Here is an 11,304-nt window from a genome sequence, read left to right on the forward strand (position 1 = left end):
TTAAATCTTTAAGTTATTATCAGAAGCTTTGCATATCGCAAAGCTTTTTATAGTATCCGTTCAGTTCGATCAGTTCGTCATGCCGTCCGCGTTCCACAATCGCGCCTTCGTGCATCACGCAAATCTCATCTGCATTCCGGATAGTCGAAAGGCGGTGTGCAATCACGATCGTCGTACGGTTACGCATCAGATTCTCCAAAGCTTCCTGCACCAAACGTTCCGACTCGGTGTCGAGCGCAGAAGTCGCCTCATCGAGGATCAGGATCGGCGGGTTCTTCAGGATCGCGCGGGCAATACTGATGCGCTGGCGCTGTCCGCCGGACAACTTGCCGCCCCGGTCGCCGATATTGGTATCATATCCTTCTTCGCTCGCCATAATGAAATCGTGCGCATTGGCGATGCGGGCCGCCTCCTGTACCTGTTCAAGCGTAGCTCCTTCCACTCCGAAAGAGATATTGTTGAAGAACGTATCGTTAAAAAGAATCGCCTCCTGGTTCACATTTCCCATCAGGCTGCGCAGGTCGTACAGGGTCGCATCACGCACATCCGTACCGTCAATCGTTATGCTGCCTTTATCCACGTCATAGAAACGGGGCAGCAAATCCACCAGCGTGCTCTTTCCCGAACCGGACTGTCCGACCAAAGCCACCGTACGCCCTTTCGGTATCGTCAAGTCAATGCCTTTCAACACCCATTCATGTTGGTACTTGAACCATACATCCTGATAACGGATACTCTCGTTCAAGGCAATCGGTTTCGGGTTCTCCGGATCGTTGATATCGCTTTCCGCTTTCAGTATCTTATCCACACGATCCATGGAAGCAAGGCCTTTCTGGATGGCATAGGACGCTTTGCTCAGATCTTTTGCCGGATTGATAATACTATAGAAAATCACTAAATAATAAATGAAGGTAGAGGCGTCGATCGGACTGTTACTGCTCAGAATAAGCGTACCGCCATACCAAAGCACAATCGCGATCGTAGCCGTTCCCAAGAACTCGCTCATCGGATGCGCCAATTGCTGGCGACGATAAATGCGGTTCGTCAACCGGCGGAATGTCTCGTTGCTCTTCTCAAAACGATCCTGTATCTTTTTCTCTGCATTAAAAGCCTTGATGACCCGCAGGCCGCCCAATGTTTCCTCGATCTGGCTCATCAGATAGCCCCATTGCTGCTGCCCCTCGAACGATTTCCGCTTCAGTTTCTTTCCGACCTGGCCCATCACGTAACCGGCAACAGGCAGCAGGATAAAGACAAAAAGCGTCAACTGCCAACTGATCGCAATCATCCCGATCAGGTAAATCAGGATCAGAATCGGATTCTTAAAGAGCATATCGAGCGAACTCATGATGGATGTCTCGATCTCGTTCACGTCACCCGACACACGGGCAATGATGTCACCTTTCCGTTCTTCCGAGAAAAAGCCAAGCGGGAGCTCCGTGATCTTGCGGTTGATCTGGTTGCGGATATCGCGCACGACTCCCGTACGGATCGGAATCATCGTATAAAAAGCCAGATACATCGTCCCGACCTTCATGAAAGTCGACACAACCAGGAATATACCTAAAATGATAAGCGTAAACGATCCGCCTTTCGTCTCGATCATATCGGACACAAACCAGAAGAAGTTATTTTTCAGCAACTCGGGGGTCGCTTTCCAGGCCTCGAAAGACAGCGGGTTGAACGTCCAGTCGATATATGTATATGTCTCGTCACTAATCTTAAAAAGAATATTCAGAATGGGAATAATTAAAGCAAAGGAGAATAGATTCAATATGGCAGACAGGATATTGAATATCACATTCCACACCATATATTTCTTATAGGGAGGCACAAAGCGCCTCAGTATACGCAGAAAATCTTTCATGTTTGATTGATAGATTGAATTTAGGGCCGCAAGTTACTCAATATCCGGCTTATTCCGGGTATCAAGCGGTATTTTATTTCATTGTCCCCGATTCCTTAGCTGCCGGACGCCGTTCTTTTCACTCGTTCTACGGCTTCCATTAGTTGTCCGCTTGGCGGCGAACGATCGTTCGCTTGGCGCCGGACGATCGTTCACCAGCAAGCGGACGATCGTTCACCGCCAAGCGGACGGTTTATTGTTGCCGGTCGAACGGATAAGAGTCCTAATAGAAAAAGGTAAAATAGTAAGGATAAAACGATAAGATGTGCAACTATATACGTTATCTTTGCATCTATATAGTATAAACAAATGCTATAAAAATATGAAAAAGGTTTCTACTTCTCTACTGAAAAGTATCAACTGGCTACTGGGCGGGATACTTGCGTTATTAGGTTTCTCGGCATGCAACCGGATTGAATATGATATGTACGGTTGTCCACATTCCAATTATACCATAAAAGGGCAAGTGACGAATGAAACCAATATCCCCATTCCCGGAATCCGGATATGTTCTCCATACGGGGAAGACATTCCCTATGCAGACACGCTGTACACGAACAATAAAGGAGAGTTTTCCTATACTTTCGACGGTTTTAGCAGAAGAAATGAAATTCCGCTTTTGCTGACTGATATCGACGGAGAAGAAAACGGAGGCAACTTTGCGCCGGACAGCGTATCGGTTTCTTTTAAAGGAGCGGAACTAACCGGTGGAGACGGCAGCTGGTATTTGGGAGAAGCGACAAAAGAAGTTACAATTGTTCTCAAAAAGAAGAAAGAAGAAAATAATAAATAAAAGCACATGGATAAACGCCCTGGATTGCGAAAACGTCTTGCTTTAGAACTATTCAGAAGTATCCGGAGAAACCGGGCCAAGATACATGAGTTGCGTACGCTCTTCTGGGAGTGTACGCTTCGTTGTAATGCGTCCTGCCGCCATTGCGGAAGCGATTGCCATGTTTCGTCGGCGCATCCCGATATGCCGGTCGAAGATTTCCTGAAAGTCATCGACGAGATCACGCCGCATGTGAACCCGCACCAGGTAATGATCGTCTTTACCGGAGGGGAAGCGTTGGTTCGCAAGGACATCGAGGTCTGCGGACGGGAACTGAACAAACGTGAATATCCTTGGGGAATCGTCTCCAACGGATTGCTGCTCACCCGCGAACGACTGGATTCGTTGCTTGCCGCCGGTATGCACTCCATCACCATCAGCCTCGACGGTTTCGAAGAGGCGCACAACTGGCTCAGGGGCAATCGCCGGAGTTTCGAATGTGCCGTCAATGCGATTGCGATGCTGGCGGAAGAAAAAGAAATCTCGTGGGATGTCGTGACCTGCGTCAACCAGAAGAATTTTAAGGACCTGATGCTGTTCAAAGAGTTCCTGATCGAGATGGGTGTCCGCAACTGGCGCATCTTTACCATTTTCCCGGTCGGACGGGCGGCAGAAACACCGGAATTGCAGATCGACGACAAACAGTTCACCTGGGTCCTTCAGTTTATCCGCCATTGCCGCCACGAAGGAAAGATACACGTAGACTTTGCCTGCGAGGGCTTCCTCGGCAACTATGAAGGCGAAGTGCGCGACCAGATTTTCCACTGCGACGCAGGTGTCAGCACCGCATCAGTCCTGATAGACGGCTCCATTTCCGGCTGTCCGAGCATCCGCGCCAACTATCACCAGGGAAACATCTACAAAGACAGCTTTATCGACGTCTGGAACAACGGCTTCAAGGAATATCGCAACCGGAAATGGGCCCGGAAAGGACAGTGTGCCGACTGCGACATGTTCCGCTATTGCGAAGGCAGCGGAATGCACCTGCACGACGAGAATGGGGACCTGATTACTTGCCATTACAAAAGGATTGGCAATTGAAAATTCTTTCTTATCTTTACCCTCGTAAACTAAAAAAACAACAATCGTACATGAAAAACGCTCTAATCTTATCGGCCTTACTTGCGTTTGGGCCCGTCTGTTTCGCTCAACAGACAGAGAAATATCCATTGGGCAATTATGAGGAACTGACAGACACAAAGCCGCACGACAGTGAGGAAGTCTGGAACAAGATGAAAACGCCAACCGAGTTTAGCTGGGGCACAACGGATATCCGCTATAAAAAGCTGGACGTTCCCGATGTGAAAAAGACAACACGTCTGCAAACAAAAGCCTGGAAAGGCGAAAGGATAAATGCACAGGCTGTGCTGTGGACCAAGAATGACCTGGAAGAGGCAACCATCACGGTAAGCGAGCTTAAGAACGGTTCTTCCGTCATTCCGGCTTCTGCCATCACGACGAATTTTGTACACTATGTCATGACCGACGAGCTGAACAAAGACCGCAAAGGCGGTTGCGGACATCGTGAGAACAAAGCCGAATGGGATTCGTCCGTCGTTGCCGATGTGCTGGACATTGTCAAGATACAAGACATTAAAGCCCGCACGACTCAACCGATCTGGCTGAACGTATGGGTTCCCTCCGATGCCCGCGCCGGGAAATACAAAGGGACATTGACCGTTTCGGGAAAGAATTTCCAGGCGATGAACCTACAATTCGAGGTAAACGTGCTGAACCGTACGTTACCAGCCCCGCAAGACTGGGCTTTCCACTTGGATTTGTGGCAAAACCCGTATTCCGTAGCCCGCTACTATCAGGTTCCGCTCTGGAGCAAAGAACATTTCGACGCAATGCGCCCGATCATGAAAATGCTGGCTAACGCCGGACAACGTGCCATCACGACCAGCATCATGCACAAACCCTGGGCCGGACAGACCGAAGATCATTACGACAGCATGGTCACTCGCATCAAGAAAATCGACGGCACATGGGAATATGATTATACTGTATTCGACAAATGGGTGGAATTTATGATGAACGAAGTGGGCATCAAGGATCTGATCAGTTGCTACACAATGATCCCCTGGGCACTGAGTTTCGACTATTTCGATCAGGCAACCAACCGCGTGCAATTTATCGAAGCCAAACCAGGCGATGCCGAATATGCCGACTACTGGGGTTCTTTCCTGAAAGACTTCTCCCGCCACCTGCGTGCAAAAGGCTGGTTCGAAAAGACAGCTATCTCGATGGACGAACGTCCGATGGAAGCCATGCGCGAAGCCATCAAAGTGATCAAGCAGGCTGATCCCGAATTTAAAATCACGCTGGCCGGCAACTACCATCCCGAAATCCAGTCCGACTTGTATTACCTGGCTATTCCTTACGGCCACAAATTCCCGGAAGATGTAAAAGCCGAACGCGAACGCAAGGGACAGATCAGTACGGTTTACACCTGCTGCTCGGAGGCATTCCCGAACACGTTCACTTTCTCTGATCCTGCCGAAGCTCCCTGGACGGCTCTACATGCCATCGCCGGAGGCTACGATGGCTACCTGCGCTGGGCTGTGAACAGTTGGACAGCCGATCCGCTACGCGACTCCCGTTTCCGTACTTGGGCAGCCGGCGATACATACAGTATCTATCCTGGACCACGTAGCAGTATCCGCTTCGAACGTCTGGTCGAAGGTATCCAAGATTGCGAAAAGATCCGCATCCTCCGCTCAGAACTGAAAGGTAGCAAATTAGACAAATTGAACAAAGCAGTCTCCATGTTTACACCGGAAGGCCTATCCGAGACGCAAAAGTCGGCAGCCGAGATGGTAAATAAACTGAATCAGTTGCTAAATTCGCTGTAATCTACTTTTTTGAGATAACAAAAATCCCCTTGGAGAAGCTTGATACGCACTACAAGGGGATTTCTATTTAAAGACTTAAGTCTCTTTATTTACAAGAATAACATTTCTCTTCTGTTTTCCTTATTTCTCCCGAATAAATATATTAATCGGTGTTCCTGTGAACTCCCAGTTTTCGCGGATTTTGTTTTCCAGGAAGCGTTTGTACGGGTCTTTGATCCATTGGGGAAGGTTACAAAAGAATACAAACGAAGGAACCTGGCCTGCGGGAAGCTGGGTGATATATTTGATCTTTATATATTTGCCTTTCCATGCGGGCGGCGGATAATTCTCGATGATCGGCAGCATGATCTCGTTCAGCTTGGCTGTCGGGATGCGGCGTTTGCGGTTCTCAAAAACCACCTGGGCTGTTTCCAGCACCTTCAGGATACGCTGCTTGGTCAGTGCCGAGATAAACAGGATCGGGAAGTCGGTAAACGGTGCCAAGCGTTCGCGGATCGCATTCGTAAACGTCTCGATCACTTTCTGGCTCTTGTCTTCCACCAAATCCCATTTGTTTACACAGACAACCAGGCCTTTCTTGTTCTTCTGCACTAATGAGAAGATGTTCAGATCCTGGCTCTCGATACCACGGGTGGCATCCAGCATCAGCACGCAGACATCCGAATTTTCGATGGCACGGATCGAACGAATCACGGAATAATATTCCAGGTCTTCGTTCACCTTGCCTTTCTTACGGATACCGGCCGTGTCTACCAGGTAAAAGTTCAGGCCGAACTTGTTATATTTCGTATAGATGGAATCGCGGGTCGTACCGGCAATATCCGTTACAATATGGCGGTCTTCACCGATAAAGGCGTTGATCAAAGAAGATTTGCCTGCATTCGGACGACCGATGATGGCGATACGGGGCAGCTCTTCTTCCAACTCCTCCGGCTTGTCTTCCGGAAGTGTAGCAACAATCTTATCCAGCAGATCGCCGGAGCAAGAACCGTTGATGGCAGAGATACAGAACGGATCACCCAACCCGAACGAATAAAATTCTGCAGCAGCAGGATGCAAATCGAAGTTGTCCGCTTTGTTGGCAACCACAATCACTGGTTTCTTATGACGGCGCAGGATGGCTGCAACCTCGTTGTCCAAGTCCGTTATACCGTTTAATACATCCACCACAAACAAGATCACGTCTGCCTCTTCGAGGGCGATCTTCACCTGTTTGTTTATCTCTTCTTCAAAAACATCATCCGAATTAATTACCCATCCGCCGGTGTCAATCAGCGAAAATTCTTTACCGGTCCACTCCACCTTGCCGTATTGACGGTCACGGGTAGTGCCTGCTTCCTCGTTGACAATCGCCTGACGCGTCTGTGTCAAACGGTTGAACAGGGTGGACTTTCCTACGTTGGGCCTACCAACTATTGCTACAATATTTCCCATAAACAACTTTTTCTGTCTGTGCTGTTAATTAATCCAGCTGGTAACCGAAGTTCTTCAGCATGTTATCCCGGTTGCGCCAGTCTTTTTCGACTTTGACAAACATTTCCAGGAAAACCTTCTTCTCAAAGAAGCGTTCGATATCCTTGCGGGCCATAGCACCTACTTTTTTCAATGCCTGGCCACGATGCCCGATGATGATTCCTTTCTGGGAATCGCGTTCAACAATAATGAGCGCCTTAATGTGAATCAGCTCGGCTTCTTCCTTAAACAGCTCCACTACGACTTCTACCGCATACGGAATCTCTTTCTGGTAGTACAGGAGGATCTTCTCGCGAATAATCTCCGTAACGAAGAAACGGGCCGGTTTATCGGTAAGCGCATCTTTCTCGAAATAGGGGGGAGATTCAGGCATCAGCTCTTCCACCCTGTGTTTTACGTAATCTATATTAAAATTCGAAAGGGCAGAGATCGGAATGATCTCGGCTTTCGGAAGAAGTTCTTTCCATTCGGCAACCATTTTTTCCAGCTCGGGCTGGGTGGTCGTATCGATCTTGTTGATCAGCAACAGGACCGGACATTCCACTTTCTGGACCTTCTGGAGAAATTCTTCATTCTTGTCAATCTTCTCGACGACATCGGTTACATAGAGCAGCACATCGGCATCACCAAGTGCCGACTGCGAGAAATTAAGCATAGACTCCTGCAACTTATAGTTTGGATGCAGGACTCCCGGCGTGTCAGAATACACGATCTGCATATCGGCGGTATTCACGATTCCCATAATACGGTGCCGTGTAGTCTGCGCTTTCGACGTGATGATCGAGATACGCTCTCCCACCAGACGGTTCATCAACGTGGACTTTCCAACATTCGGATTACCGACGATATTAACAAAGCCGGACTTATGCTTGTTTTCCATTATACCCCCATTTAAGATAAATTGCACCCCAGGTAAAGCCGGCACCAAATGCTGCAAGGATCAGGTTATCCCCTTTCTTCAGCCTGTCTTCCCACTCCCAGAGGCAGATAGGAATTGTTCCGGCACTGGTATTTCCGTATTTCTGGATATTGATCATTACCTTATCCATATCCACGCCCAAACGTTTGGCCGTCGCATCGATAATACGCAGGTTTGCCTGATGAGGCACGATCCAAGCGATATCGTCATGTGTCAACTGATTGCGTTCTGCAATCTCAGCTGCCACATCAGCCATATACGAAACGGCATACTTAAAGACATATTTTCCATCCTGGAAAACGAAATGTTCCCGGTTATCCACAGTCTCGTGAGAAGGAGGATAGGCAGAGCCGCCGGATTTCATAATCAGATGCGAATAGCCTACACCATCCGTACGCAAGATTGTATCGATAACCCCAACTTCTTCCGTTGTAGGTTCAAGCAATACAGCGCCACAAGCATCGCCAAACAAAGGACAGGTAGAACGGTCCTGGTAGTCTGTGATAGCGGTCATCTTATCACCGGCCACCACAATAACTTTCTTGTAGCGTCCCGAACGAATATAGTTTGAACCCGTTTCCAGTGCATACAAAAAACCGGCACAAGCACCTTGCAAATCAAAAGTCATTGCATTCTTGCAGCCGGTATGGTAAGCAATTATGGAGGAAGTAGTTGGGAAATGATGGTCAGGCGTAGTTGTAGCCGTCAGGATCACTTCTATTTCTTCCGGATTTACATTCGTTTTTTCGAGTAACTGCTTCACAGCACGTATGCCCATATATGAGGTACCAATCCCTTCGCCTTTCAAAATTCGGCGTTCTTTGATGCCTACACGTGTCATGATCCATTCATCCGTCGTATCAACCAATTTCGAAATGTCTTCGTTTGTCAATACATCTTCGGGAACGTATCCGCCAATACCTGTAATAACCGCATTAATCTTATCCATAATCTTTAAAATAAAAGGACTATATATCCCAATTAAAAAAAAGCCCTAAAAAAACTTTTAGGGCTATTTCTTGGTTTATCAAAACTTAATTCAGTCCGGATAAACTTACACAGCTGCTTCTTTTTCGATAGCCAACTTACCTCTGTAATAGCCGCATTCGCCGCATACAGTGTGATAAATGTGCCATGCGCCGCAGTTCGGGCAAATAGCCATTGTGGGAGCGACAGCCTTGTCATGAGTTCTTCTCTTGGCTGTTCTTGTCTTACCTTGTCTTCTTTTAGGATGTGCCATGTTTTAATTTATTTAATTGTTATCATTCTCAAGTAAACCTTTCAGACCATCCCATCGCGGATCTGTTGCTGTCGATACGTCGTCGTCGATCGTGATATCTTCATCCACGCTTTCGTCTTCGTATTCTTCATCTCCGTCGTCAGTACTTCTGGCAGTATGCTTTTTCAGCTTGGACGACATAGTCTTATTACATTTTCCCGGAGCATGTACGTGCTTCATAGGAATAGCCAATGCAATAAATTCATACAGGAACCACGCCAGGTTAATGGCGCCTTCATCTTCCGGTATAACAACTACTTCGTCACTTTCTTCGGCATATTCTTTACCGAACTTTACCACCAGGCGATTGTGTGTGTCGATAGGGATTTCCATATCGTCCAGACATCTGTCGCACGGAACCATAACAACACCTTCTATCTGAAAGTTCATTTCAAACATCACGGACGACCGCTTTACAGTGAGGTGAACCTTCACTTTGCCCTTCTGGACCTGGTCTCCATCGATGTCCACAAAAAACTTATTCTCCAGTAAGTAGTCAAATTCATGAACTCCCGGAGCGAGATTTTTCAAATCTACATTATATAATTTAAACTTTCCCAAAGCCTTTTAGTGTAAAAACCTTGCAAAGGTACGAAAAAACTAAACACAAATGCAACACCTTCGCAGTTATTTTTTATTATCAGGGATTTTAGCACTTATACTTTCTAAGCTCTATGCGGAAAGTCGTCCCTTTACCGACCTCCGAACTCTTTACAAATATCTTTCCGCCATGATAGGATTCTATGATACGTTTCACCAATGAGAGCCCTAACCCCCAACCGCGTTTTTTGGTTGTATAACCAGGATTGAATACAGTATTGAACTTCGACTTGGGAATTCCTTTACCGGTATCTGTTACGTCAATGCGGACAACTTTATCACGCTCTTCCACTTGGAAAGTAATCTCTCCCTGCCCTTCCATCGCGTCAACAGCGTTCTTTGTCAGGTTTTCAATGACCCAGGCAAACAAAGAATCATTCATCAATACCTGAATCGGTTCAGCTGTTAGATGAGTATAGATCTTGACCTTTGAAGATATGCGCGTGCTCATATAGCTTAATGCCGTACGGATCGAATTATTAATATCGACAGGAGCAGGGTCGGGATTAGAACCTATCTTGGAGAAACGCTCTGCAATCGTCTCTAAACGTTTCACATCTTTCTCCATTTCACTCAACAGGGAAGGATCGATCTCTTTTGTCCGCAAATATTCCACCCATGCGATCAGAGACGATATAGGCGTTCCTAACTGATGCGCCGTCTCTTTGGATAGTCCGACCCACACTTTGTTCTGTTCGGCTTTCTTCGTGCTCGCAAGTGCCAAAAAAGCGATTGCAATAAAGACAAAGACTATTGACAACTGTACATAAGGATAAATCAACAGCCGTTTCAGAATAATAGAGTCGTCATAATAGACATATTGGAACGTTCCGTCTTCCATATCGATCACAATCGTATTCTTGCTTTTCAACTCCTGCACTTTTGCCTTTTCAAATTCTTCCACATTGTTTTCCGGCAGATCTATATTTTTGAGAGACATAATACTGTCCCTGTCGTTACAAAGCACAACCGGGATAGTCGTATTGCCTTGAAGAATTTTCAAAACAAGCGACATGTCCACTGCAGCATCCTTACTCGCCGTAAGCCGCGTAGCCTCTGCCCATACTTCCATCATCTGGCGCTCTTCCCGTGCCAGATCTTTGATCAACATATCGGAAACAACAAGTGAAGCAATCGAGATCAGAATTGCCGTAAAAATAAACACATACTTCAGCCGTTGCCGGGAATCATATATACTTTTCATATCGAAATATTCAGTCAATATATATTGAACGGCAAAGAATAGGGAATATTATAATATGAGCCCAGATTGTCGCTTTACACTTGGCTACATTCACGCTTGTACCAAGCTTAAAAGTCGTTTCCATACATTCCAGACTGTGCGTAGAGAGGAAAAGAGGAAAAGAGGAAAAAAGGATAACCTCTATAAACAGAAAAAGGAGTCAGTTCAAATGAACTAACTCCTCTTCACTTCGCTTT

General features: G+C 46.8%; 10 protein-coding genes. 3 read left to right on the forward strand and 7 right to left on the reverse strand.

Annotation, left to right across the window (positions count from 1 at the left end):
- Window positions 1-19: 19 nt before the first annotated feature.
- Window positions 20-1,867, reverse strand: coding sequence for an ABC transporter ATP-binding protein (locus DWW90_RS10330; protein ID WP_122332091.1), 1,848 nt, complete (start codon window positions 1,865-1,867; stop codon window positions 20-22).
- 361 nt (window positions 1,868-2,228) lie between these two features.
- On the opposite strand from DWW90_RS10330, the gene DWW90_RS10335 reads away from it, so the two are divergent.
- Genes DWW90_RS10335 through DWW90_RS10345 form a run of 3 tightly spaced genes read left to right on the forward strand, consistent with a single transcriptional unit; the run spans window position 2,229 to window position 5,593 of the window.
- Window positions 2,229-2,699, forward strand: coding sequence for a radical SAM-associated putative lipoprotein (locus DWW90_RS10335; protein WP_115500847.1), 471 nt, complete (start codon window positions 2,229-2,231; stop codon window positions 2,697-2,699).
- Window positions 2,700-2,705: 6 nt separating this feature from the next.
- The gene (locus DWW90_RS10340; RefSeq protein ID WP_122344908.1) at window positions 2,706-3,779 is read left to right on the forward strand and encodes a TIGR04133 family radical SAM/SPASM protein; all 1,074 of its coding nucleotides are present in this window, start codon (window positions 2,706-2,708) and stop codon (window positions 3,777-3,779) included.
- 50 nt (window positions 3,780-3,829) lie between these two features.
- Window positions 3,830-5,593, forward strand: a complete 1,764-nt coding sequence (locus DWW90_RS10345) for a DUF4091 domain-containing protein (protein WP_122344909.1) — start codon at window positions 3,830-3,832, stop codon at window positions 5,591-5,593.
- Window positions 5,594-5,713: 120 nt separating this feature from the next.
- On the opposite strand, the gene der is transcribed toward DWW90_RS10345, so the two are convergent.
- The 6 genes from der to DWW90_RS10375 form a co-directional block, all read right to left on the reverse strand.
- Window positions 5,714-7,027, reverse strand: coding sequence for a ribosome biogenesis GTPase Der (gene der, locus DWW90_RS10350; protein ID WP_122344910.1), 1,314 nt, complete (start codon window positions 7,025-7,027; stop codon window positions 5,714-5,716).
- 28 nt (window positions 7,028-7,055) lie between these two features.
- Window positions 7,056-7,946, reverse strand: a complete 891-nt coding sequence (gene era, locus DWW90_RS10355; protein WP_115500840.1) for a GTPase Era — start codon at window positions 7,944-7,946, stop codon at window positions 7,056-7,058.
- Entirely contained in the window at window positions 7,930-8,934 is a 1,005-nt protein-coding gene (locus DWW90_RS10360; RefSeq protein WP_122344911.1) for a beta-ketoacyl-ACP synthase III, read from the reverse strand. The genes era and DWW90_RS10360 overlap by 17 nt, the downstream gene beginning before the upstream one ends.
- 105 nt (window positions 8,935-9,039) lie before the next feature.
- A complete protein-coding gene (gene rpmF / locus DWW90_RS10365) occupies window positions 9,040-9,225 on the reverse strand; it encodes a 50S ribosomal protein L32 (protein ID WP_005634607.1) in 186 nt (61 codons plus the stop codon).
- A gap of 12 nt (window positions 9,226-9,237) precedes the next feature.
- A complete protein-coding gene (locus DWW90_RS10370; protein WP_115500838.1) occupies window positions 9,238-9,825 on the reverse strand; it encodes a DUF177 domain-containing protein in 588 nt (195 codons plus the stop codon).
- 88 nt (window positions 9,826-9,913) lie between these two features.
- The gene (locus DWW90_RS10375; RefSeq protein ID WP_122332097.1) at window positions 9,914-11,068 is read right to left on the reverse strand and encodes a HAMP domain-containing sensor histidine kinase; all 1,155 of its coding nucleotides are present in this window, start codon (window positions 11,066-11,068) and stop codon (window positions 9,914-9,916) included.
- Window positions 11,069-11,304: the final 236 nt, after the last annotated feature.

This window comes from Parabacteroides sp. AF17-28 (assembly GCF_003479205.1).
Taxonomy (GTDB): domain Bacteria; phylum Bacteroidota; class Bacteroidia; order Bacteroidales; family Tannerellaceae; genus Parabacteroides; species Parabacteroides acidifaciens.

Bases quoted from the DNA above. Each gene is read 5' to 3' on its own strand.
- DWW90_RS10375 (WP_122332097.1), bottom strand. From the start codon at position 11,068: ATGAAAAGTATATATGATTCCCGGCAACGGCTGAAGTATGTGTTTATT.
- DWW90_RS10340 (WP_122344908.1), top strand. From the start codon at position 2,706: ATGGATAAACGCCCTGGATTGCGAAAACGTCTTGCTTTAGAACTATTC.
- DWW90_RS10330 (WP_122332091.1), bottom strand. From the start codon at position 1,867: ATGAAAGATTTTCTGCGTATACTGAGGCGCTTTGTGCCTCCCTATAAG.
- DWW90_RS10345 (WP_122344909.1), top strand. From the start codon at position 3,830: ATGAAAAACGCTCTAATCTTATCGGCCTTACTTGCGTTTGGGCCCGTC.
- DWW90_RS10360 (WP_122344911.1), bottom strand. From the start codon at position 8,934: ATGGATAAGATTAATGCGGTTATTACAGGTATTGGCGGATACGTTCCC.
- era (WP_115500840.1), bottom strand. From the start codon at position 7,946: ATGGAAAACAAGCATAAGTCCGGCTTTGTTAATATCGTCGGTAATCCG.
- rpmF (WP_005634607.1), bottom strand. From the start codon at position 9,225: ATGGCACATCCTAAAAGAAGACAAGGTAAGACAAGAACAGCCAAGAGA.
- der (WP_122344910.1), bottom strand. From the start codon at position 7,027: ATGGGAAATATTGTAGCAATAGTTGGTAGGCCCAACGTAGGAAAGTCC.
- DWW90_RS10335 (WP_115500847.1), top strand. From the start codon at position 2,229: ATGAAAAAGGTTTCTACTTCTCTACTGAAAAGTATCAACTGGCTACTG.